Genomic DNA, 25,097 nt, shown 5'->3' with positions numbered 1-25,097 from the left:
CGACCACGCACGTTGCCATCCGCGGGTGATCTGGGCAACGACGATCGGCGCCGTCAACGTGACGGCGTGGGCCTGCGAAGTGGTCTGGTTGGTTGCTGTTAGCGGTCCGCCGATGCGAAGGTCGACATCACAGCGTGGGTAGGTTGCTCGATGCCGTTGCTAAGACGCTTTGCGCAGACGTCTTCTCAGCCGCGCGCTGCGCAGAATCTGCGTCGTCAAGTTGAGCGAGGCCAGCATGGGAAACACGCCGAGGAAGGTGCGCTCGGACGGTGTCGCGCCGTGCAGGTGGTACAGGCTGCCGAACACGTAAAAGCTGCCCACCATGAACAGTGCACCGGGGATGGCGAAGGTCAGCGGGGAGCTCCGGTTCGCGACGAGTTGCTTCGCGTAGGCCAGCTCCTCGTCCGACATCGGCTCGCCTTTACGCACCTTCCTGGTGACCGTCTTGGCGATTCCGATTTCGTCGCTAATCGGCAGAGCGGGCCGGTCTCCCAGGCGTTTCACGTGAACGGCAGCAACGGCGACGAGCACCAGCGCCAGCACAAGCGCGACCACGGTTAGCAACCCATACAAACCTTGCGTCATGCCTTGCTCCTTGTTGCCGGATTGGTCAAGTCACCGGATTGGTCAACAGCTTAGGCCCGAGGCGATAACGGTTCGGGTTCGATTCGGTTATGCCGCCGCACGTCGTGCGGTGCCGCGGTGGCGGCGATCCCAGAATGCGGGACATGACGCAATCGCGGAAGTCCGACGATGGCGCGTGAAATCTCGCGGCAGAGGTTCCTGCGGGGCGCCGCCGCGGCGTTGGCCGCCGGCGCGGTCCTGGGGACGGGGCGTGTCGGCTCGGTCCGGGCGACCGCCGCCCCGAACGCCACGGGCTGGGACGGCCTTTCGAGCGCGCTGGGTGGCAAGGTGCTGCTTCCCGACAGTCCGCAATTCGGGGCCGCCAAGCAGGTTTTCAACACCAACTACAACGGCTTCACCCCCGCGGCGATCGTCACCCCGACATCGGCGTCCGACGTCCAAAAGGCGATGGCCTTCGCCGCCGCCAATCACCTCAAAGTCGCCCCGCGCAGTGGCGGCCATTCCTACATCGGCGCGTCAACGGCCAACGGCGCCATGGTTTTTGACCTTCGGCAGCTGCCCGGGGGCGTCAACTACGACGCCGCCACCGGACAGGTCACGGTGACGCCGGCGACGAGCCTGTACTCGATGCACGAGACGCTGGCGGGGGCCGGGCGGGGTCTGCCGACCGGCACCTGCCCGTCGGTGGGCGCGGCGGGCCACGCCCTGGGCGGCGGGATGGGCGCCGACTCCCGGCATGCGGGGTTGCTGTGCGACCAGCTGACGTCGGCGCAGGTGGTGCTCCCGGGTGGCCAGGCCGTCACCGCGTCGGCCAACAGCAACCCCGACCTGTTTTGGGCGCTGCGCGGCGGGGGTGGCGGCAACTTCGGGGTCACCACGTCGCTGACCTTCAACACGTTCCCCACCCGTGATGTCGACGCGGTGAATCTCAATTTCCCACCGCAGGCGTTCCCGCAGGTTCTCGTCGGTTGGGCTAACTGGCTGCGCACCGCCGACCGCAACAGCTGGGCGTTGGCCGACAGCACCACCGACGGCTTCGGCACGCAATGCCGCATCCTCGCGACCTGTCCGGCGGGGTCGGGCAATGGTGTGGCCAACGCGATCACCTCGGCCGTCGGAATGCAGCCCAGCGGGGTCGAACACCACACGTTCAACCGCATGGACCTGGTGCGCTATCTAGCGGTCAACAACCTCAACCCGCAGCCGCTCGGCTATGTCGGCGGATCGGATGTTTTTCCGAGCCTCACCCCGGCCGCCGCACAGGGAATCGCCGCCGCGGTCAACGCTTTTCCGCGCGGTGCCGGCCGCATGCTGGCCATCATGCACGCCCTTGACGGCGCGCTGGCCACGGTGGCGCCCGGCGCGACCGCCTACCCGTGGCGTCGTCAGGCCGCGCTGGTGCAGTGGTACGTCGAGACCGGGGACGCCGCGGCGGCCACCAACTGGCTCGCGACCGCACACCAAGCGGTGCAACCGTATTCGGTCGGCGGCTACGTAAACTACATCGAGGCCAACCAGCCGGCGTCGCGCTACTTCGGCCAGAATCTGTCCAAGCTGTCCGCCGTGCGACAAAAATTCGACCCCGGCCGGGTGATGTTCTCCGGGCTGAATTACTAGCCAGCCCTTGGGCGATTCAGCCGCTCTGGCCCGCTCTGGCCCGCTCTGGGGGCCGAGTGTGCGCTCACGTACTTGCGTGTGCGCCCACGGCGGCGACACGCCGAGCGGGCCCGCCGCGAGCGCACACCGAAAACCGTGCGCGCACACCGAAAACCGGTCAGGCCCCGCCGACCGCGCGGATGATCGCCTTCTTGTCGATCTTTCCGATCGGCGTGGTCGGCAGCGCCGGCATGGCGACCAACGCGTCGGGGCGGGCATGTGCGGCAACCCCGCGCCGATCCAAATGTGCGTTCAATTCGGCAAGGTCCATCGGCTGGCCGGTGAAAACCAGGACAGCACAGATCTTTTCACCTAAATACGGGTCCGGCAGCGGCACGGCGGCCGCCGCGAAGACGGACGGGTGGCTCAGTATCTGCTCTTCGAGGTCTTGGGCGGAGATCGTCTCACCCGCGCGGGTGATGACGTCCTTGACCCGACCGGTGACCACCAGATTGCCGTCGTCGCGCCGACGGACCAGGTCGCCGCTGCGGTAGAAGCCGTCGGGGTCGAAGCTGCGCTGGTTGTCCCGCTCGGCCCGGAAGTAGCCGTTGAGGGTGTAGGGGCCGCGCACCAGGAGTTCACCCTCGGCGCCCGGCGGCACCGGCTCACCCAAGCCGTCGACGATGCGCAGCTCGTCGGCCGCGCACAGCGGTCGGCCCTGCGTTTGCTCCACCACCTCAGCCGGATCGTCGAGGCGGGTGAAGTTCAACAATCCCTCTGCCATGCCGAACACCTGCTGCAAGCCGGGCGTCAGCGTTTCGCGGATTCGGCGGGCGTCGTCGGGCTCCAACCGGGCACCGCCAACCTGCAAGAGCCGCAGCGTCTTTGGCGTCACGGGTTCCCAGTCGCATGCCTGCGCCCACAACTTGGCCAACGCCGGCACCAACGCGGTGACCGTGACGCCGTGCCGGTCGATGGCGGCGAAAGCGGCCTCGGGACTCGGATCGGTGGCGAACACCGTCGTCGCCCCGACCGTCAGCGCGCCCAGCAGTCCCGGACAGGCCAGCGGGAAGTTGTGGCCCGCGGCCAGCACCACCAAATAGACGTCGTCGAAGCTGAGCCCGCACAGCTCGGCGCTCGCGGTCGCGTTGAACACGTAGTCGTCGTGGGTGCGGGGGATGAGCTTGGGCAGGCCGGTGGTGCCGCCCGAAACCAGGAGCAGTGCAAGCGATCCCGGATCGGCCGGCGCCGGCGGCGTCGCGTCGGTCCTGCAACCGGCCGGCGCATCGCACAGCCGCGCCCACGAGACGAACGGCCCGGGATCGCCGTCGACGATGACGTGCCGCAGCCCGGGGTTCTCGCCGACCAGCTCGCCCGCCATCGCGCGGTAGTCGAAACCGTTCACCCGGTCGGCGATCAGCAACCCGGTCGCCTCGGCGACCGCGGCGAAGTGACCCAACTCCGCCGCGCGGTGTCCGGGCAGGCACAGCACTGGTATCGCGCCGAGCCGCAGCAACCCGAACAGTGCCACCGCGAACTGGGGGCCATTGGGCAGCTGCAGCAGAATCCGCTCGCCCGCGCCGACGCCCAGACCGCGCAGACCCGTCGCGGCCCGACGCGCCCGCTCGTCGAGTTCGGCGAAGGTCAGGCCCTGCCCGGTGCCGGCGTCGGCGACCGCGACCTTGCCGGGCCAACGCGCTGCCGCATCGGTCAACACCGTGTCGAGAGTTCGGCCCGCCCAGTAGCCGGCCGCCCGATACGCGGCGGCCCGGTCGGACGGGAACGGCACGAAGCCCTCGGGAGGCTGCGCTGCGGTCAAGACCACCGGAACTCCTTAACGGCTTAGACGGCTTGGAAGGAAACAGATCACAGTTGGGAGGGGCTTGGTAGCAAAGGCACCGCGATAGAGGATAGGGTAGCCAAACAACTTAGGGCAGGCTGTGCTAATTCGGGAGGAGATTCGTGGTGCGTGCCCCCACGTGCGCGGAGGACATCCGTGCGGAGGTGGCCGAATTGCTCGGCGTCGCTGTCGACGCTGTTCAGCCCGCCGACAACCTGATCAGCCAGGGGCTTGATTCGATCCGGATGATGTCACTGGCCGGTCGCTGGCGCCAACGGGGCATCGACATCGACTTTGCCACGCTGTCGGCCACGCCCACCATCGAGGCGTGGTCGGCGCTGGTAGCCGCGGGCTCGCACGCCGCGACCGAGGCGGCGCCCGCCGTCGAGATCCCGGCCGACGACGCCGCCGGCGAACCGTTTCCGCTCGCCCCGATGCAGCACGCCATGTGGGTGGGCCGGCACGACGATCAGCAGTTCGGCGGGGTGGCGGGGCATCTTTATGTCGAGTTCGACGGCGCCACGGTCGACCCGGATCGACTGCGTGCCGCCGCGACCCGCCTGGCGGTGCGTCACCCGATGCTGCGGGTGCGGTTCCTGCCCGAAGGCACCCAGCGCATACCCCCGGCGGGCGAATGCGGCGACTTCCCGGTGGCCGTGGCGGACCTGCGGCAGCTCGACGCCGATCGCGTCGCCGAACGGCTCGACGCCCTCCGGGAGACCAAATCACACCAGCAGCTCGACGGCGCGGTGTTCGAACTCGCGTTGACGCTGCTGCCCGGCAACCGGTCCCGGTTGCACGTCGACCTGGACATGCAAGCCGCCGACGCGATGAGCTACCGCACCCTGATGTCGGACCTGGCCGCCCTCTATGTCGGGCGCGAGCTACCCGAGCTGGGTTTCACCTATCGCGAGTACCGCCAGGCGATGGCGCGTGCCGAAGAGCGTCCGCAGCCCACGCGCGAGGCCGACCGGCAGTGGTGGGCGCGGCGCATTGCGCAGCTGCCCGACCCGCCGGCGCTGCCCACGCTCGGCGGTCGGGATTCGAGACGCGGCATCCGGCGCTGGCACTGGCTGGACGCGCCCACCCGCGACGCCTTGTTCGCCCGCGCCCGCGCCCGCGGCATCACCCCCGCGATGGCGCTGGCCGGTGCCTTCGCCACCGTTCTGTCGCGCTGGTCGGCCTCCCCGCGGTTCCTGCTGAACGTGCCGCTGTTCGGACGCCAGGCCGTGCACCCCGAGGTGGACGCACTGGTCGGCGACTTCACTTCGTCGCTGCTGCTCGACGTCGACCTCACCGATGCACCGACGCCCGTGCAGCGGGCGCGGGTGGTGCAGGACGCCATGCAGACCGCCGCGGCCCACGCGGCCTACCCGGGGCTGTCCGTGCTGCGCGACCTGAGCCGCCACCGCGGCACCCAGGTGTTGGCGCCCGTCGTGTTCACCAGCGCGCTGGGCCTCGGCGAGTTGTTCAGTGCCGAGGTCACCGAGCAATTTGGCACCCCGGAATGGATCATCTCGCAGGGCCCCCAGGTGTTGCTCGACGCGCAGGTCACCGAGTTCGACGGCGGGGTGCTGGTGAACTGGGACGTGCGCGACGGCGTGTTCGCGCCGGGCGTCATCGACGCGATGTTCGCCCACCAGATCGGCGAACTCACCCGGCTGGCTTGCGCTGACGAGCCGTGGGAGCAGCCCGGCCCGTCCGCGCTGCCCGCCGAGCAGCGCGCGGTGCGCGACGCGGTCAACAGCCGCACCGCCGAGCCCAGCGGAGAAGCGTTGCACGACGGCTTCTTTCGGCACGCCGAGCAACAACCCGATGCGCCCGCGGTGTTCTCCAGCTCGGGCGACCTCAGTTACGCGCAGCTGCGCGACCAGGTGCTCGCCGTTGTCGCCGCTCTCACCGACGCGGGAATCGCGGCCGGGGACACGGTTGCCGTGGTGGGCCCGAAGACCGCCGAGCAGGTGCCCGCGGTGCTGGGCATCCTGGCCGCCGGCGCGGCGTACCTGCCGATCGGCGCCGACCAACCGGCCGAGCGGGCGCAGCGCATCCTCGACACCGGCGAGGTGGCGCTGGCGCTGGTATGCGGCGGGCTGCGGCCGGAGCTGCCGGTGCCCGCGCTGACGCTGGCCGACGTGCTCGCCGCCGAGACCTCCGGCGCCGAAATCCGGCCGGCGCGTGTCGATCCCACCGCGTTGGCCTACGTGCTGTTCACGTCGGGCTCCACCGGTGAGCCCAAGGGCGTCGAAGTGACGCACGACGCCGCCATGAACACGGTCGAGTTCATCGCCCGCCACTTCGAGATCGGCCCACAGGACCGGTGCCTGGCGCTGTCGACGCTGGAAGGCGACATATCGGTGATGGACCTGTTCGTCACGCTGCGCACCGGTGGGTCGATCGTCGTCGTCGACGAAGCGCAGCGCCGCGACCCCGACGCGTGGGCCGCGCTGATCGACACCCACCAGATCACCGTGCTGCATTTCATGCCGGGCTGGCTGGAGATGCTGATCGAGGTGGGTCACGGCCGGTTGTCGTCGGTGCGGGTGATTCCCACCGGCGGCGACTGGGTGCGCCCCGCAATGGTTCGCCGGTTTGCGGCCGAGGCGCCCAACTTGCGTTTCGCCGGTCTCGGCGGGGCCACCGAAACCCCCACGCACAACACGGTTTTCGAGGTGCTCGACGCCCGCGCGCTGCCGGTGCACTGGACCGCGCTGCCCTTCGGGGTCCCGCTGGCCAACAATGCCTGCCGCATCGTCAGCGCCGCGGGCGACGACTGCCCGGACTGGGTTCCCGGTGAGCTCTGGGTATCCGGGCGCGGCATTGCGCGCGGCTATCGCGGACGCCCCGATCTCACCGCGGAGCGGTTCGTCGAGCACGACGGCCGGCGGTGGTACCGCACCGGCGACTTGGCCAGGTACTGGCCGGACGGCACCATCGAGTTCGTCGGACGCGCCGACCACCGGGTCAAGATCAGCGGGTACCGGGTCGAACTCGGTGAGGTCGAGGCGGCCATCCGCCGGGTGCCGGGGGTGCGGATCACCGTGGCGGCCGTGCTGCCCGCGCCGGACGGATCCGAGGTACTGGCCGCTGCCGTGCGCGCGGAGAGCCCGGGTGATCCCGATGTTAATGCCGAACGGATCCGCGACGCCCTCGCCGATGTTCTTCCCGCACACATGGTTCCGCGCCACATCTCGCTGGTGGCCGAGATCCCGTTCACCGACGGCGGCAAGATCGACCGGCGCGCCGTCGCTGCCGAGCTGGCGGCCGCGGTTCGCGGGGCGGGCGGCGAGCTGCCCGGCTACCGTGCCCCGTCGACTGCGCTGGAATCAGCGCTCGCCGGCATCGTCGCCGACCTGCTGGCCCGCGACCGCGTCGGTGCCGACGACGACTTCTTCGCCCTGGGTGGCGACTCGGTGCTGGCCACCCAGGCGGTGGCGCGCATCCGCTCCTGGCTGGACAGCCCCGACGTGATGGTCGCCGACATCTTCGCCAACCGAACCGTCGCGACGCTCGCCGCGGTGCTGCTGCGCCGCGAGCGCGACCCCGGCCGGCTCAACCAGGTGGCCGAGTTGTACTTGGAGGTCATCGGCATGGACGCCGACGCGGTTGAACAGGCCTCGGGTCGACCAACCAACATCGAAGCAGCCCAAGGACATTCCGGCACATGACATTCCGCGATTTGATCAGCGTGCCCGCCGCCTTTCCGTCCTGGATCAAGCGGGTACCGCGGCCCGACCGGCAACCGTCCGCCGGCGCCATCGTGGTGTTCCCGCACGCCGGTGCGGCCGCCGCCGGCTACCGGGTGCTGGCCGCGGCCCTGGCCGCCGGTGCCGACACCTACATCGTGCAGTACCCGCAGCGCGCCGACCGGCTCGCCGACCCCGCCCACGAGACCGTGCACGACCTTGCCCGCGAACTTTTCGAGGCCGCGCCATGGCGCAGCGTCGCGCCACTACGTTTGTTCGGCCACAGCATGGGTGCCGTGGTGGCGTTCGAATTCGCTTGTATCGCCGAAGAAAACGACGTCACCGTGCACAAGCTCTGGGCGTCGGCGGGTCCGCCGCCATGTGTGGTGGCCGACATGCCGGAGCTGCCCACCAGCGACGACGGCGTGCTCGCCGAGATCGCCGAGCTGGGTGGCACCGACCCCGACCTCCTTGCCGACGAAGAATTCTGCGAACTGCTCACCACCGCGATGCGGGTCGACTACCGGGCGTTCAATCGCTACGACCCCAGCCCCGACATCCGCATTCGTGCCGATATCCACGCCCTCGGCGGCCGCGATGATCACCGCATCGGGATCGAGGTGCTGCGACAGTGGGAGCGCCACACGGCCGGATCGTTCGACCTGTCGCTGTACCGGGGCGGGCACTTCTATCTCTACGACCATGTCCGGGCGATCGCATCGCAGGTCAACTCCGATGTCTGACAACGTGTTTGGCCCACGATTCGAAACGGCTGCGCCGGACCCGGTGGTGATCGTCGGGATGGCCGTCGAAGCACCGGGCGGCATCGACACCGCCGACGGCTACTGGGACCTGTTGGCACACGGCCGCGAGGCGTTGGGGCCGTTTCCGACCGACCGCGGCTGGTCGGTGCGCGAGCTGCTGGCCGGATCGCGGCGAAGCGGATTCAAGCGGATCCACGACCGGGGCGGCTTTCTGAGCGGCGCGGCCACCTTCGATCCCGAATTCTTCGGTGTCTCGCCCCGTGAGGCCGTCGCGATGGACCCGCAGCAACGGGTCACGCTGCGGGTGTCCTGGCGTGCGTTGGAAAACAGCGGCATCAACCCCGACGACCTGGCCGGCCACGACGTGGGCTGCTACGTCGGCGCGTCGATGACGGGTTACGGACCCCCGATGGCCGAATTCTCCCGGCACAGCGGACATCTGCTCGCCGGCACCGCGCTCAGCGTGATCTCGGGCCGGGTCGCATACACGCTCGGGCTGACCGGACCGGCGCTCACCCTCGACTCGTCCTGCGCCTCGGCGCTGGTCGCCTTCCACGTGGCGGTGCGTGCCCTGCAGGATGGCGATTGCGACCTGGCGCTGGCCGGCGGGGTCAACGTGTTGGGTTCGCCCGGCTTCTTCGTCGAGTTCTCCAAGCAGCATGCGCTCTCCGACGACGGCTACTGCCGCCCCTACAGTGCACAGGCCAGCGGAACCGTGTGGGCCGAGGGAGCGGCGATGTTTGTGCTGCAACGCAAATCGGCCGCGGTGCGGGCCGGGCGGCAGATCTTGGCCGAAGTCCGGGCCACCGCCGTCAACCAGGACGGCCGCAGCGCCGGGCTGTCCGCGCCCAGCGGCGACGCACAGGTTCGGCTGTTCCGGCGGGCGATCGACCAGGCCGGAATCAAACCCGACGAAGTGGGCATGATCGAGGGGCACGGCACCGGTACCCGGCTGGGCGATCGCACCGAATTGCGTTCGCTGGCAAAGACCTACGGCGACGTCGAGGCGGGCATCGGCGGGTTGCTGGGATCGGTCAAATCCAATGTGGGTCACGCACTGGCCGCCGCCGGTGCCCTGGGGCTGGCCAAGGTTCTGGTGTCGGCGGAGCACGGCGCCATTCCGCCCACGCTGCACGCCACCGAGCCCAGCCCCGAAATCGATTGGGACCGGCAGGGTCTGCGACTCGCCCAGACGCTGACGCCCTGGCCGGCCATCGCGGGGCAGCGCACCGCGGCGGCGTCGGCGTTCGGGATCGCCGGCACCAATGCACACGTGATCGTCTCCGCGCCGGAGGTGGCCTAGTGCTCGATCACCCGTTACCCGACGGACGTGTCCCGGTGCTGCTCACCGCGCACGACGGGGAGTTGGTGCGCCACGACGCGGCCGCCATCCTCGACTACCTGGACCGCAACCCGCTCGGCACGCCGGATGCGGCGCAGGCCATCGGCTCGACCCTGTTGCGGTTGCGTCGGGGCAGGCGCCACCGCGCGGTCGTCCGGGCCGCCGACCGCGCCGAGCTCGTCGCGGGCCTGACCGCGCTGACGCGCGACGAACAGCACCCGCTGCTCAGCCGATCGGCGAAGACCACCGCGCCACGCATCGCGTTCGTGGTTGCCGGGCAAGGCAACCAATGGCAGGCGATGGGGGCCGAGGCCTACCGCCGACTCAGCGAGTACCGCACGAGCGCCGACGAGTGCGGGCAGGCGTTCATCGACGCCGGGCTGCCCTCCCCGCTGCCATATCTGGCGGGGGAGTCGCAACGGAACGCGTCGCGCACCGAGATCCAGGGCGCGCAGTTCACCCACGCCGTCGGCCTGGCCGCCGTTTGGCGCCGCTGCGGGATACACCCCGAAGTCACCATCGGGCACAGCCTCGGCGAGGTGGCGGCTGCCTACCTGGCCGCGACGATCACGCTGGCGGACGCGGTCGCCCTGATCGGCGCGCGGGCCGGCGTCGTCGACCGGCTGACGGGCCGGTACGCGATGGTCGTGCTCGGCGCCGGCATCGACGAGGCGGAGTCCGTGCTCGCCGATTCGCCGGGCTGGCTGGAAGTCTCGGCCGTCAACGGGCCGTCGTCGACCGTGGTGTCCGGCGACTCCGACGCGGTGGCCGCCGCGGCGCAACTCGCCCAACGCCGGGGCATCTTTACCCACCAGCTGGCCGTCGACTATCCGGGCCACACCAGCGCGCTGCGCCGGCTGCGCACCGCCCTGATCGAGTCGATCCCCGACTCGGCGTTTCGGCCCTCGGACGTGCGATTCATCGGTTCCACCTTCGGCAACGAGGTGGCCGTCGATACGGATTTCGCCGAGTACTGGTATGAAAACCTCTGCGGAACGGTCCGATTCGATCGGGCCGTGTGTTACGCACACCAGGGTGGAATCGACACGTTCGTCGAGCTGTCGGCACACCCGTCGCTGCTGTATCCACTCGCCGAGATCCTCGACGAGGACCGAAACGAGGTCGGTGCCCTGGTCGTCGGATCCGGGCACCGCGACCAATCGATCACCGACTCGCTGTCGGCGAATCTGGCCGCCGTCGCGACCGCGGACCCCGGCACGCATTGGGCGACCGCCCTGCCCGGCGGTCTGCTGCCGCCGCTGCGCCGCTTCCCCAACGCCCCGATGCGCGCGGTGCATCTGTGGGCCACACCGGAGCCGCTTGCCGACACGACCGCGGCCCCCGCGCTCACCGTCGCCGTCGAAACCTGGGAGCAGACGGCGACGCCGCCTCCGAGTGTAACCGGTTGTGACATCGGATTTTTCGGGGAGGCGTCGGCGGGGCGGTTGACCCGACAACTGATCGACGCGGCCGCCCGGCACGGCGGCTGCCGGGCGGTGCCGGTGCGCGAGGCCGAGATCGTCGCGGTCATCGCCCCCGAACTCGACCAGCTGGATGCCGGCGCGGCCATCGAGCAGATCGCCGGGCGGCCCGACGCGGGTCTGCCCGACTACGCCGCGGTCATCGGCCCGCGTTGCCGGGCGGTGTGGCTGCTCACCGCCGGCGCCGAACGGGTGGATCCCGGACCGCCGGCCGTCGCACCGGCGCAGGCGGCGCTGGCCGCGATGCACCGCAGCGTCGGCGTCGAATTCCCGGACCAGGCCTTCGGACATCTGGACCTGCCCGGCCGCGACCTCGATGCCCCCAGCGCGCGGGTGGTCATCGACGCGCTCCTCGGCGATACCGGCGAAGTCGCGGTGCGCGGTGCCGACTTGCCGCGCCGTTACGTGCGGACGTTCCGGGAGTGCGGCGACACGGCGAAGAGCCGCCCGTTGGACGCCGCCGCGCTGGACCACGTGGTGATCAGCGGCGGCAGCGGCGCCCTGGGGTTGCAGTACGCGCGCTACTGCCTCGAGCACGGCGCCCGGGCCGTTACCCTGTTGAGCCGCAACGGCGTTGACCCAGACGCGCTGGCGCGACTCACCGAGCGCCACGACGCGCTGATCCAGGCCCCGTTGTGCGACATCACCGATCGTGCCGCGCTGTCCGCCGTCGCTGCCGACTACGCCGGCTCCGGTGCGTCGTTGCTGATTCACACCGCCGGTATCGCCCGGGCCGTCGCCCGCGCGGACCTCACCGGCACGGACGTCGCGGCGGTGTGCGCGGCGAAGGTGCGCGGGTTGGCGCTGCTGGCCGAGGTGTGGCCGACCCAGCCCGGCTGCCGGATCCTGGCCTGCTCGTCCGTGTTCGGCGTGTGGGGTGGCTACCACCACGCCGCCTATGCGGCATCCAACCGGATGCTCGACATCCTGGCGGGTCAACTGCGCGCCCGGGGCCGAGACTGTATGGCGATCCGGTGGGGCCTCTGGCAGGCGGCCGGGGTGGTGGCGGCCGACGAGATCACCCGCACCGAACGCTCCGGCCTGATCGCGATGGACCCGGAACTGGCCATCGCGGCCAGCCTTCACCGCTACGACGACGACCCGTTGATCTTCGACGCGGACTTCGACCGGCTCGCGGTCTTCTTCGAAAGCCAGGGAATGGCAGGCATGTCGATGCCGTTCGGCGGCGCCGCTTACACCGAGCACTGCGAATCCGGCGACGCCGTGGCGGCCAGGCCGCTTGCCGACGTGGTGTGCGCCGAGTTGGCCGCCACCTTGCACCTGGGTGAGCCGTCGGCGATCGACCCGGGTGCTTCCCTGATCGACCTGGGCGTGGACTCGCTTCTGGCGCTCGATCTGCGTAACCGATTGCGCCGCAAGGTCGGCGGCTCGGTGCCGGTGGCACGCATGCTCGGCGGCATCACCGTGCACGAACTGATCGACGCGTTGGGTGCCGGCCCGGCTGGCGCACCACCCGACGCTCGCGACGCTAGAAAGGTTGGACTCCCAGCGTGACCGAAACCTCCGGTGGACGTGCCCGGCTCGACGACCAGCGCCTGGAACTGTTGCGCCGCAAGCTTGTCGAGCGTGGTCTGGACCGACCCACTGCCGAAACTGTCGCGGCGCGACCGGATTCACCACGGATGTCCGGTGGTCAGCATCGCATGTGGTTCGTGCAGGCCGCCGACCCCGACAGCGCGCTGCTCAACGTCTGCGTGTCCTACCGCCTCACCGGTCCCGTCGACATCGATCGGCTGCACGACGCAGTCGATGCCGTCGCCGCACACCACCGGGTGCTGCACACCACATACGAAACCGATGCCGACGGCGATCCGTATCCGGTGATCCGCGAGCAGCTGCGGCCGGACTGGGCAGAGCACGACTTGTCCGCCCTGGCCGATCAGTCCCGGCGGCTACGACTGGATGTGTTGGCGCAGCGCGACTTCGGCCGGCCGTTCGATCTGGCTAAGGACTCCCCGCTGCGGATCACGGTGGCCCGGCTGTCGGGCGACGAGGTGATGATGCTGATCACCGCGCATCACATCGCCTGGGACGACGGGTCCTGGGCGCCATTCTTCGCCGATCTGACGCGCGCATATCTCGATCCCGAGGACTTCGCCGCCGCACCCGTCGTCGAGCCGGCCGTCGAGTCGGCTTTCGCCGACGCCGCGAGTCATCAGGAGGACCTCGACTACTGGCGGCCGCTGATCACGAATCTTCCTGAACCATTGGAACTTCCGGGCGCCAACGGATCGGTGGTGCCGAGCACGTGGCGGGCCCAGCGGGCGACGGCGCAACTGCCGGCCGCCGTGCTGGATCGGGTAGCGGCGTTGGCCCGGCAGAGCGGCGCCACGCCCTACATGGTGTTGATGGCCGCCTTCGCCGCGTTGGTGCAGCGCTACACGCAGGCGAACGACTTTCTGGTTGCGGTGCCGGTGCTCAACCGCGGCCGCGGGACCGAGGACGCGATCGGTTACTACGGCAACACGGTGGTTGTCCGGCTGCAACCCCGGTCCCGCCAGACGTTCCGGGAGCTGTTGACCCAGACGCGTGACAGCGCGGTGGGTGCCTTCGCGCATTCCCGGGCCGACTTGGACTGGCTGGTCCGCGAATCCAATCCCGACCGCCGCCACGGTGCGGACCGGATGACGCGGGTCAGCTTCGGCCAGCGCGACGCCGACGGCCCCGGTTTCTGCCCGCCGGGGGTCCGGTGTGCGCGCGCCGAACTGCGCGGCCACGTCAACCAGCTGCCGTTGAGTTTCATGGTCGAGCTGGAACGCGGATTGGTCGAGGCCGAGTACCTGGTCGAGGTGATGGATCGGCCGTTGGTCGAGCAGATGCTGCGGCACTACGTGGTGTTACTGGACAGCGCATCGAGCGACCCCGACGCCGCATTGGCGGCCTGCACCCTGATGAGTGAGGACGATGCCGCATGGCTGCGCCGGGTGTCGACGGGCGAGCCGTTCAGCACGCCGGCGGCAACCCTGCCGGAGTTGGTCAGCTGTCGTGCGGCCGGCGCGCCGGACGCCTTCGCGATCGCCTACGAAGGCCGCAACTACACCTACCGCGAGATCGACGAAGAGTCGAACCGGGTGGCGCACTGGCTCATCGAGCAGGGCGTCGGTACCGAGGACCGGGTTGCGGTGCTGCTGGACAAGTCACCCGAACTGGTCATCACGGCCCTGGGTATCCTCAAGTCCGGCGCGGTTTACCTGCCGGTGGACCCGACCTATCCGCGCGAGCGCATCTCCTTCATCCTCGACGACGCCGACGCCAAACTGGTGCTGCGAGAACCGATCCCGGGACTACGACGTTACCCTGGCGACGCGCCCGAAACCCTGCTGCGACCGCTGAGCCCGCAGAACACGGCTTACCTGATCTACACCTCCGGCTCGACCGGCCTGCCCAAGGGTGTCCCGGTGCCGCACGCGCCGATCGCCGAGTACTTCGTCTGGTTCGGCGCCGAATACCAGATCGACGCGACCGAGTCGCTGTTACAGGTGGCCTCGCCCAGCTTCGACGTCTCGATGGGAGAGATCTTCGGCACCCTGATCATGGGGGCTCGGCTGGTGATCCCGCGACCGGACGGATTACGCGACATCGGTTATCTGACCGACCTGCTCGGTCGCGAAGGCATCACCTCGATGCACTTCGTCCCGTCGCTGCTCGGGTTGTTCCTTTCGCTGCCCGGGGTCAACCAGTGGCGCACGCTGCGGCGGGTTCCGATCGGCGGCGAGGCGTTGCCCGGCGAGATCGCCGACAAGTTTCACGCCACCTTCGACGCGTTGCTGTACAACTTCTACGGACCGACCGAGACCGTGGTCAACTGCACCAGCTACCCGGTGCAGGGCAAGCAGGGCACCCGGATCGTGCCGATCGGTAAACCCAAGATCAACACCCGGGTGTATCTGCTCGACGACGCGCTGCAACCCGTCCCGGTCGGCGTGATCGGCGAGATCTACATCGCGGGAACGCATGTCGCTCACGGGTACCATCGCCGGCCCGGGCTGACCGCCGAGCGTTTTGTGGCCGATCCGTTCACCGCGGGCGGGCGGATGTACCGGTCGGGCGATCTGGCCCGCCGCAACGCCGACGGTGACATCGAATTCGTCGGCCGAGCCGACGAGCAGGTCAAGATCCGCGGCTTTCGCATCGAGCTCGGCGAGATCGCCGCCGCCATCTCCGTGGACCCCAGCGTCGGCCAGGCGGTCGTGCTGGCCGTCGACCTGCCGCGGCTGGGCAAGAGCCTGGTCGGGTACGTCACCCCGGCCCCCGGCTGCGGCACCGAATCCGTTGACGTCGAACGCATCCGGGTCCGGGTGGGCGCGGCGCTGCCGGACTACATGACGCCGGCGGCCTACGTGGTGCTCGACGAGATTCCGATCACGGCACACGGCAAGATCGACCGAACCGCGTTGCCACAACCCGACATCGCCGGCGGCGCCGAATACCGCGACCCCGCCACCGCCACCGAACACCGCATCGCCGCACTGTTTTCCACACTGCTCGGCCACGACCGGGTCGGCGTCGACGATTCGTTCTTCGATCTGGGCGGCCATTCCCTGGTGGCCACCAAACTGGTCACGGCGATCCGCGCCGAGTGCGGCGTGGAGCTCGGCATCCGCGACGTCTTCGAGTTGGGGACGGTCGGCCGGCTGGCCGAGCGAATTGACCAGCTCGGCTCAGGTGCTTTCGACGGCACAGTCGCGCCCCGGCCGAAGCTGATCGCCACCGTGCACCAGGAGCCGCAGCCGCTGTCGGCGTCGCAGCTGCGCAGCTGGTTCGCCTACCGCATCGACGGCCCCAGCTGGGTGAACAACATCCCGTTCGCGGCGAAGCTGACCGGACCGTGGGACATCGAGTCGCTGATCGCCGCGATCGGCGACGTCGTTGCCCGGCACGAAATCCTGCGCACCAGCTACGTCGAAATCGACGGCGTCCCTTATCAAGTCGTCAACCCGGCGGGCGATCTGCCGATCCGCCGGGCGGTCCTCGAAATCGGCGACGGCGATGCCTGGCTGCAGGACCAGCTCGACACCGAACGCCAGCACTGCTTCGAGCTCGACGCCGAACGGCCGATCCGTGTGGCGTTACTGCGCATCGGCGCGGACGAACACGTGATGTCGTTCGTGGTCCACCACATCGCCTCCGACCACTGGTCGGCCGGGGTGCTGTTCTCCGACGTGCTCACCGCATATCGGGCCCGTCGCAGCGGACAAGCCCCATCCTGGGCACCGCTTCGCGTGCAGTACGCCGACTACGCGGCGTGGCAGCGCGCGCTGTTGGGTGACTCGGACGGCCACGAAACGGCCGTCGCCGGCGAACAGCGGGCGTACTGGGTCCGGCAGCTGGCCGGGATGCCCGAGGACACCGGGCTGCGGCCGGACTTTCCGCGTCAGCCGGTGCCCGGCGGTGCGGGCGAATCCGTCGATTTCCGCATCGACGCGGCCACCCGCAACAAGCTTGCACAGGTGTGCCGAGAGATGGGCATCACCGAGTTCATGCTGCTGCAAACGGCGGTCGCCGTAGTGCTGCACAAGGCCGGCAGCGGCGCGGACATCCCGCTGGGCACCCCGGTCGCCGGCCGCACCGAGTCCGAATTGGACCAGCTGATCGGCTTTTTCGTCAACATCCTGGTGCTGCGCAACGACCTTGGCGGCAACCCGACGCTGCGCGAAGTGCTGCGCCGAACCCGGGAGACGGCGCTGGCGGCCTACGCGCACCAGGATCTGCCGTTCGACCGGGTCGTCGATGCCGTCAGCCCGGCGCGCTCCTTGGCGCGCAACCCGCTGTTCCAGGTGGTGGTGCACGTCCGTGACCAGCTGCCGGCCACCCGGGTGATCGACGGCGGTCCGGACGGCCCGGATGCCGACGACACGGTGTGCACCTCGCTGAACCCGATCTTCGACATGGCGCACGCCGACCTGAGCGTCAACTTCCTGGGCGCCGATGGCGCCGATGGCGCCGACGGCGGGTATCACTGCCACCTCATCTTCCGCACCGAGCTGTATCGCCGATCCACGATCGAGCGGGTGGCCGGTTGGCTGGGCCGCATCATCACCGCGTTCGCCGACAACCTCGATCAAACTTTGCGCCAGGTGCGCCTGATCGACGACGACGAGCAGCGTCGCATCCTGCAGCAGTACAGTCGCGGTGCCCCGGCACCCGCCGATCGTCCCCGCACGATACCGGAAGTGCTTGCGCCCAGCCGTAATTGGGGACCAGAGCGAATCGCGGTGCGGTGCGGCAGCGACGAGATCGATTACCGCACGCTGCACCGCCGCTCCGATAATCTGGCCGCGCTGCTCGCCGAGCACGGCGTCGCCCCCGGGTCGTTGGTCGGGCTGTCGACCCGGCGCGGCATCGACATGGTGATCGCGCTGGTGGCCATCATGAAGGCCGGCGCGGGGTACTTCCCGATCGATCCGGCCTACCCGCCGGCGCGCAAGCAGTTCATGCTCGGTGACGTGCAGCCGCCGGTGCTGCTGGCGACGGCCGAAGCCGCCACCGCGACTCCGGAAGTGCCTGGGGTGAAAGTCATTTCGCTGGACGACCCCCAGGTGCGTGCCGCCGTCGACCAGCCCGATCCGACGCCCCGATCGCTGCCCGCGCCGCACCCCGACGACCCGATGTATCTGGTGTTCACCTCGGGTTCCACCGGCACGCCCAAGGGCGCGGTGGGCACGCACCGGTCCATGTCGGCGCGGCTGGACTGGCAGTTGCGGCACTACTCGCCGCGCGCCGAAGACATTCGACTGGCGCAGGCCTCGATCACCTTCCTCGAGGGCGGCATGGAGATGCTGGCCGGACTGGCGGCCGGTGCGACGATGATCCTCGCCGACGACGCCGAGCACCGCGACGCCGAAGCGCTCGGTGCCCTGATGGACCGGCACCGGGTGACGCAGGTGACGGCGGTGCCCAGCCTGGTGTCCGCGCTCCTGGACACTCGGCCCGACGTGATTCGCTGCCTGTCGCGGCTGGTATGCGGCGGCGAACCGGTGAATCCGTCGCTGCTGGAGCGACTCGTCGCCACCTGCGCCGGCGGCCCCGGCACCGAACTCCTGAACAACATCGGCTCCACCGAAACTTCCGGCGCGGTATCGCGGGGACCGCTGGCACCGCCGAATCCGTTGGTGGGCAAGCCGGTCCCGGGCGCGCAGGCCTACCTGCTCGATGACGCCCTGCGGCCGGTGCCGGTCGGGGTGATCGGTGAGCTGTACTACGCCGGCGACCAGCTGGCTCGGGGCTACTGGAAGCGACCCGGCCTGACCGCTTCCCGGTTCGTGGCCAATCCGTATGCGCAGCAACCGGGTTCGCGGCTGTACCGCAGCGGCGACCTGGCCCGCTGGACCGGCGACGGCCAGCTGGAATTCGCCGGACGGGCCGACCATCAGGTGCAGGTGCGTGGTTTCCGCGTCGAGTTGGCCGAGGTCGAGGCGGCGCTGGCCGCGGCCGAGGGTGTCGCCGCCGCGGCGGCGCGCACCTGGGAAGTGCACGGCGGTACCTCGCTGGCCGGATACGTGGTGCCGCGACGGCCGATCACCGACGACGCGGCGCGCGCGGAGTTCGCCGCCGCCGTGCGCGCCACGATCGCCCACGCCCTGCCCGGATACATGATGCCGTCGTCGCTGACCGTGCTCGACGCGATGCCCAAGACCGACTCGGGCAAACTGAACCGGCCCGGGCTGCCGCCGCCGGCGGTCAGCACCCGCGGGCGGGTCGAGCCGCCGCGCACCGACACCGAGCGGGCGCTGGCCGCGGTCTTCGCCGACCTGCTGTCCACCCCGGAGGTCGGGCGGTGCGACGACTTCTTCGCCCTCGGCGGCGACAGCATCTTGTCCGTGCAACTGGCGGCCCGGGCACGGGCGGCGGGATTGACGATCAGCCCGCGCATGGTGTTCGAACATCCGACGGTGCAGCAGCTCGCGGCCGCGGTGGACGCGCGCGACGAGGCGGCGGCCGGGCCCGAAGAGGACAACCTGCCGGCCGACACCCGATTCGAGCCGATGGCCGCGTCCGGCCTGTCGGCCGATGATCTGGCGGCGGTGACGCAGCTGTGGGCCCGGCAGCAACAATCGTCGCGTGACGGCGCGTCATGACCGCGACCCGATCCGATGTCGCCCCCGACATCGAGGACGTGATGGCGCTGAGCCCGCTGCAAGAGGGCCTGTATTCACTGTCCACGCTTACTGAGTTCGTCGCCGGTGAACAAGATCCGTACCTGATCGGGATGGCCGCCGACATCTCGGGTGCGCTCGACGTCGAGCTGTTGCATGACTGCGCCACAAAGATGTTGGTGCGACACCCGAACCTGCGGGCCAGCTTCTTCAGCCGCGGTATCGCCCGCCCGGTACAGATCGTGCCGGCGCGGTTTGACCTGCCGTGGCGCGTCGTCAGCGCAGCGCCGCAGGACGTGCCGGCACTCGAGACGGCCGAGCGGCGGTGCCCGTTCGACCTGGAACACGGCCCGGCAATCCGTTTCCTGCTCGTCGAATTGCCCGGCGCCCGTTGGCGGTTAATGATCACCGCGCATCACATCGTGATCGACGGCTGGTCGCTGCCGGTGTTCGTCAACGAGCTGATGGTTCTCTATGGTGCGCGAGGAGATCTTGCCGCGCTGCCGATCGCCCCGCGGCCGTACCGCGACTACATCGGGTGGCTTGCCGGGCGCGATCCCGCGGCCAGTCAACGGGTTTGGCGTCAACACCTGGCCGGCCTGCCGGGACCCACCCTGCTGGCCGCCGCGCTGGGCTCGGCGGAGGTGGGCGACGCGCGACGGGCCGGGCTTGCCCGCACCACCGAGCTACGGCTGCCACCCGAGGAGGCCGAGCGGCTGATCGACGGAACCCGGTCGCGCGGGATCACGGTCAACACGCTGATGCAGATGGCCTGGGCGCTGGTGCTGTCCCGGCTGACCGACACCGGCGACGTGGTGTTCGGGGTCACCGTGTCCGGCAGGCCGCCCGAACTCGCCGGCGTCGAGACGATGATCGGCCTGTTCATCAACACCGTGCCGATGCGGGTGCGGCTGGATCCGGCCGCCGGCGTCGGCGAGCAGTGCCGCGCCGTGCAGCGCACCGCCGCCCTGCTGCGCGAGCACGGCTACCTCGGGCACGCCCAGCTGCGGGCACTCGGGGGCGTGGGGGAGATGTTCGACACGCTGCTGGTGTACGAGAACTTTCCAATGGACGGACTGGTCGCGTGCGGCGAATTGACCGTCGGCGGTGCGGTATTCCGGCCGTCGGCGCTGGAAAGCCTGTCCCACTTCCCGATCGCGGTCGCCGCCCACCTGGAAGGCGGCGAGCTGGTGGTGCTGATCGAGGTGGTGGACGGCGCGCTCGGCGCGACCAGCGCCGAACGGCTGGGCCGGCGGGTGCTGAGCACCGCCGAACGGCTGCTGCGGGACTGGGAACGGCCGTTGCGCGCCGTCAGCGTCCTGTTCGACGACGAGCTCGTCGGCCCGGGCGTCGCGGCGCCGCGGGCGCCCGCGCTCGGCATCCACACCCGCTTCGCCGCGACCGCGGCCGCGGCCCCCGACAACGTCGCCGTCAGCTGGGCCGGCGGCACGCTGACCTACCGCGAGCTCGACGCCCGCGCCAACCGTGTCGCGGCGGGCCTTGCCGCGCGCGGCGTGACCTCCGAAACACCGGTCGGCGTCAGGCTTTCCCGCGGCCCGGAATACATCGTGGCGATGCTCGCCGTGCTCAAGGCCGGCGGCACCTGCGTGCCGATGGAACCGGGCCTGCCCCCCGACCGGGCTCAGTCGATCGTGCGGCAGAGCGGGGCGACGCTCGTCGTCGACGAGGTGTTGGTCCGGGAACTGCTGGACGGCGGCGGGCATGGCGATTTCCGGCCGCTCGACGTGGCACCCGAGCAGGCCGCGTACCTGATCTTCACGTCGGGCACGACCGGAGAACCCAAGGGCGTGATAGGAACTCACGCCGCGCTGGGCGCCTACGCCGACGACCATCTGGGTAGCGTGCTGCGACCCGCCGCGGGCCGGCTGGATCGCCCGCTACGCATCGCCCATGCCTGGTCGTTCGCGTTCGACGCCGCCTGGCAACCCCTGGTCGCGCTGCTCGACGGCCACGCCGTGCACGTCGTCGACGAACAGACCCAAACCGACGCCGAGGCACTTGTCGCCGCGATCGCCGAGCATCGCATCGACATGATCGACACGACCCCGTCGATGTTCGCCCAACTGATGGCCTGCGGTCTGCTGACGAGCGTGCCGCTGGCGGTGCTGGCGCTCGGCGGCGAAGCGCTGGGCAGCGCGGCGTGGGCGCTGATCCGCGACCACTGCACGCGAACCGGGTTGCGGGCCTACAACTGTTACGGCCCCACCGAAACGACCGTCGAGGCCGTGGTCGCCGACATCGTCGAGTACGACGACCCCGCGATCGGGCGATCGACCCGGCACACCCGCGCCTACGTTCTGGATTCGCAGCTGCGTCCGGTACCGGTCGGGGCGACCGGCGAACTGTATCTGGCCGGCGCCCAGCTGGCCCGCGGCTACCAGGGGCGCCCGGGCGAAACGAGCCACCGATTCGTCGCCGACCCGTTCGCGACCGGCGCGCGGATGTACCGCACCGGCGATCTGGTGCGCCGGGGATCCGGCGGCGCACTGCAATACGTGGGCCGGGCCGACACGCAGGTCAAGATTCGCGGCTATCGGGTCGAGCCGGGCGAGATCGCCGCCGCGCTCGAATCGCATCCCGCCGTCCGGCATGCCGGCGTACTGGTGCGCCGGCAGCAGGCGACGGCGCGGCTGACCGCCTACGTGGTGATGTCCGGCACGGCGGTACACCGGCCGACGGCGGCCGAGTTGCGCGGCATGCTCGGTTCTCGGTTGCCGCGCTACATGATTCCGCAGCGCATCGTCGTGGTCGACGAAATCCCGTTGACCGCCAACGGCAAACTCGACGAGGCCGCGTTGGGTGCACTCGATGCCGCCGAGGCCCCCCGCGCCGCCCACGCCGAGCCGCAAACACCGACCGAAGCCGCGCTGGCCGAACTGCTTTCGGAGCTCCTGCATCTGCCGACCGTCGACGTCACCGCCGACTTTCTGCAGTTGGGCCTGGACAGCATCATGGCCCTGTCAGTGGTCCAGGCGGCCCGGGCGCGGGGCCTGGCACTGCGCGCCCGGCTGATCCTCGAGTGCACCAACATCCGGGAGCTGGCCGAGTCGATCGACCGCGAAACGGATTCTGCGGCAATCGATGTCGAAGACAGCGCCGCACCCATGCCGGTGCTGCCCAACGGTCGCTGGCTCTACGAATACGGCGAGCCGCGCCGGCTGGCGCAGACCGAGGCCATCCGCCTGCCCGAGACTGTCACCCGTGCGCACCTCGATGCCGCGCTGGCCGGCATCGTCGACGGGCATGAGGTGCTGCGGACACGACTCGACCGCGCCGCCATGACATTGGTCCCGGCACCGGCACGCGCCGCCGAACTTATCCGCGAGGTCACGGTGACCGCCGACCTGCCGGCCGTAATCCCCGCGCACGTGGCTCAGGCCGTAGAGCGCCTCGACCCCGAACGGGGCGTGCTGTTGGCCGCGGTGTGGCTGCGTCCGCCGACCGGACCCGGCGTGCTGCTGCTGGCCGCGCACGTGCTGGCGATGGATCCGGCGTCGTGGCGCGTGGTGCTCGGCGAACTCGACGCCGCCCTCACGGCTTTGATCAGTGGCCAGCACCCCGCGCCGGTGCGGGAGCACACCAGCTACCGGCGGTGGGCGGCGGCCCTTGCCGAGCGTGCTCGGCGGCTGGACACCGCGCAGTTCTGGGCCGCCCAGTGCGGCGGCGACGATCCCGCGCTCGGTGCGCGACGCCTCGACCCGCGCCACGACCGGGCCCGCGACCTGGATGTCCGCATGATCGCCACCGATGCCGACCTCACCCGCCGGCTGCTCGATTCGGGCCTGCCATTGCCGCACCTGCTGATCGCCGCGACCGCGGCGACGGTGACGCGCTGGCGCCGGATCCGCAATCAAGCCACACCGCCGCCGCTGCTCGCGCTGGAAACCCACGGCCGCGCCGACGGTCTCGTCGATGAGTCCGGCGTCCACGCCATCGACACCGGCGACACGGTCGGACTGCTCAGCTCGATCTACCCGCTGCGGATCGTGGCAACGGATCCGCGTGGCGTGGGCGAGCAGCTGGCCGCGATCCCCGGCGACGGGCTGGACTACGGGTTGCTGCGCTACCTGCGCCCGGAGTCCGCGAAATCCCTTGCGTCCCAGCCCGGTCCGCAGCTGTTGTTGAACTACCTGGGCGCCGCCCACAGCAGCGGCGGGACCGGCGTGCTGACCCTGGACCGTGAACTGCTCGCCGGGGTCTCGCCGCAACCGGAACCGGAGCTGGCGGTCCGTCACGAACTCACCATCGTGGCGGCCGTGCTGAGCTTCGACGGACAGCGGGTGCTGGCCGCGCAGTGGCGGGCGCTGCCCGACATCTTGGCCGATGCGGATGTCTCGGCGTTGCAACAGCTTTGGATCGACTCACTGCGGGAGGTGGTGACGTGAGCACGTTAGCGATCCTCGGCGCCGGCGCCAAGGCGGTGGCCGTGGCCGCCAAGGCCAAGGCGCTGCGCGACATGGGCGTCGAGGTGCCCGAGGTCCTCGCCGTCGAACGCACCGGGGTCGGGGCGAATTGGCAGGCGAGCGGCGGCTGGACCGACGGGGCGCACCGGCTGGGCACCAGCCCGGAAAAAGATGTCGGGTTTCCCTATCGGTCGGCGCTGGTGCCGCGCCGCAACGCCGAACTCGACGAGCGGATGACGCGCTACAGCTGGCAGTCCTACCTGATCGCGACGGCATCGTTCGCGGAGTGGATCGACCGGGGCAGACCGGCCCCGCCGCACCGCAAATGGAGCCAATACCTGGGCTGGGTCGCCGATCAGGTGGGCATGAAAGTGGTGCACGGCGAGGTCGACGGCCTCACGGTCGACGGCGACCGGTGGGCGCTGCGGACCCACGAGACCACCGTGCACGCCGACGCGCTGATGATCACCGGACCGGGTCAGGCGGAGAAGTCGCTGCTGCCCGGCAACCCGCGGATGATGTCGATCGCGCAGTTCTGGGATCGCGCCGCCGGCCACGACCGCATCACCGCCGAACGCGTCGCGGTGATCGGCGGCGGCGAGACCGCCGCCTCGATGCTCAACGAGCTGTTCCGCCACCGGGTTTCGACCATCACCGTCATCTCGCCGCAGGTGACGCTGTTCACCCGGGGGGAGAGCTTCTTCGAGAACTCGCTGTTCTCCGATCCCAGCGACTGGACCGCGCTGACGCTGGCCGAGCGCCGTGACGCATTGGCCCGCACCGACCGCGGCGTGTTCTCGGCCAATGTGCAGGAGGCGCTGCTGGCCGACGACCGCATCCGCCACCTGCGCGGTCGGGTCGCCCACGCGGTCGGCCGCGACGGGCAGATCCGGCTGACCCTGTCCACCAACCGGTTCAGCGAGAACCTGGAGACGGTGCACGGCTTCGATCTCGTGATCGATGGCTCCGGCGCCGACCCGCTCTGGTTCACCTCACTGTTCGGCCAGGAGGCGCTGGATCTCCTCGAGCTGGGATTGGGCGGACCGTTGGCGGCGGATCGCCTGCAGGAGGCGATCGGCCATGACCTGTCGGTCAACGAGCTCACCCCCAAGCTGTTCCTGCCCAACCTGTCCGGACTCACGCAGGGGCCCGGCTTTCCCAACCTGAGCTGCCTGGGCCTGCTGTCCGACCGGGTCCTGGGCCCGTGGGTCGGTCCGGCCGTCGCGTCCAAGTACCAATCGATGATGGAGAAGCGATGATGGAGA

10 protein-coding genes are annotated in these 25,097 nt (G+C 70.1%); 8 read left to right on the top strand and 2 right to left on the bottom strand.

The window, feature by feature from the left end; genetic code table 11:
* Window positions 1-159: 159 nt before the first annotated feature.
* Entirely contained in the window at window positions 160-585 is a 426-nt protein-coding gene (locus tag AWC25_RS20915) for a hypothetical protein (RefSeq protein WP_069398922.1), read from the bottom strand.
* Between the two features lie 168 nt (window positions 586-753).
* On the opposite strand from AWC25_RS20915, the gene AWC25_RS20910 reads away from it, so the two are divergent.
* Complete coding sequence (locus AWC25_RS20910) at window positions 754-2,202, top strand: FAD-dependent oxidoreductase (protein ID WP_069398921.1); 1,449 nt, start codon at window positions 754-756, stop codon at window positions 2,200-2,202.
* Window positions 2,203-2,359: 157 nt separating this feature from the next.
* Here AWC25_RS20910 and AWC25_RS20905 read toward each other — a convergent pair whose 3' ends face one another.
* Window positions 2,360-4,006 (bottom strand): (2,3-dihydroxybenzoyl)adenylate synthase, encoded by a 1,647-nt coding sequence (locus AWC25_RS20905; protein ID WP_085167486.1) that lies wholly within the window; start codon window positions 4,004-4,006, stop codon window positions 2,360-2,362.
* 137 nt (window positions 4,007-4,143) lie between these two features.
* On the opposite strand from AWC25_RS20905, the gene AWC25_RS20900 reads away from it, so the two are divergent.
* The 7 genes from AWC25_RS20900 to mbtG are packed head-to-tail and all read left to right on the top strand — an operon-like array spanning window position 4,144 to window position 25,091.
* Entirely contained in the window at window positions 4,144-7,686 is a 3,543-nt protein-coding gene (locus AWC25_RS20900; RefSeq protein WP_085167484.1) for a non-ribosomal peptide synthetase, read from the top strand.
* Window positions 7,683-8,447 carry a thioesterase II family protein gene (locus AWC25_RS20895; protein WP_142278974.1) on the top strand — a complete coding sequence of 255 codons (765 nt, stop codon included), beginning with the start codon at window positions 7,683-7,685 and terminating at the stop codon, window positions 8,445-8,447. Before AWC25_RS20900 ends, AWC25_RS20895 begins: the two co-directional genes overlap by 4 nt.
* Window positions 8,440-9,771, top strand: a complete 1,332-nt coding sequence (locus AWC25_RS20890; protein ID WP_085167482.1) for a beta-ketoacyl [acyl carrier protein] synthase domain-containing protein — start codon at window positions 8,440-8,442, stop codon at window positions 9,769-9,771. Before AWC25_RS20895 ends, AWC25_RS20890 begins: the two co-directional genes overlap by 8 nt.
* Window positions 9,771-12,806, top strand: a complete 3,036-nt coding sequence (gene mbtD, locus AWC25_RS20885) for a mycobactin polyketide synthase MbtD (RefSeq protein ID WP_142278972.1) — start codon at window positions 9,771-9,773, stop codon at window positions 12,804-12,806. The genes AWC25_RS20890 and mbtD overlap by 1 nt, the downstream gene beginning before the upstream one ends.
* Entirely contained in the window at window positions 12,803-19,390 is a 6,588-nt protein-coding gene (locus AWC25_RS20880) for a non-ribosomal peptide synthetase (RefSeq protein WP_085167480.1), read from the top strand. Before mbtD ends, AWC25_RS20880 begins: the two co-directional genes overlap by 4 nt.
* Window positions 19,387-23,814, top strand: a complete 4,428-nt coding sequence (locus AWC25_RS20875; protein WP_085167478.1) for a non-ribosomal peptide synthetase — start codon at window positions 19,387-19,389, stop codon at window positions 23,812-23,814. The genes AWC25_RS20880 and AWC25_RS20875 overlap by 4 nt, the downstream gene beginning before the upstream one ends.
* The gene (mbtG, locus tag AWC25_RS20870) at window positions 23,811-25,091 is read left to right on the top strand and encodes an NADPH-dependent L-lysine N(6)-monooxygenase MbtG (protein WP_085167476.1); all 1,281 of its coding nucleotides are present in this window, start codon (window positions 23,811-23,813) and stop codon (window positions 25,089-25,091) included. Before AWC25_RS20875 ends, mbtG begins: the two co-directional genes overlap by 4 nt.
* Window positions 25,092-25,097: the final 6 nt, after the last annotated feature.

It is taken from the genome of Mycobacterium sherrisii (assembly GCF_002102355.1).
GTDB lineage: Bacteria > Actinomycetota > Actinomycetes > Mycobacteriales > Mycobacteriaceae > Mycobacterium > Mycobacterium sherrisii.
This window is presented reverse-complemented; position numbering and strand designations above follow the sequence as displayed.

Bases quoted from the DNA above. Each gene is read 5' to 3' on its own strand.
- AWC25_RS20895 (WP_142278974.1), top strand. From the start codon at position 7,683: ATGACATTCCGCGATTTGATCAGCGTGCCCGCCGCCTTTCCGTCCTGG.
- AWC25_RS20915 (WP_069398922.1), bottom strand. From the start codon at position 585: ATGACGCAAGGTTTGTATGGGTTGCTAACCGTGGTCGCGCTTGTGCTG.
- AWC25_RS20875 (WP_085167478.1), top strand. From the start codon at position 19,387: ATGACCGCGACCCGATCCGATGTCGCCCCCGACATCGAGGACGTGATG.
- AWC25_RS20890 (WP_085167482.1), top strand. From the start codon at position 8,440: ATGTCTGACAACGTGTTTGGCCCACGATTCGAAACGGCTGCGCCGGAC.
- AWC25_RS20910 (WP_069398921.1), top strand. From the start codon at position 754: ATGGCGCGTGAAATCTCGCGGCAGAGGTTCCTGCGGGGCGCCGCCGCG.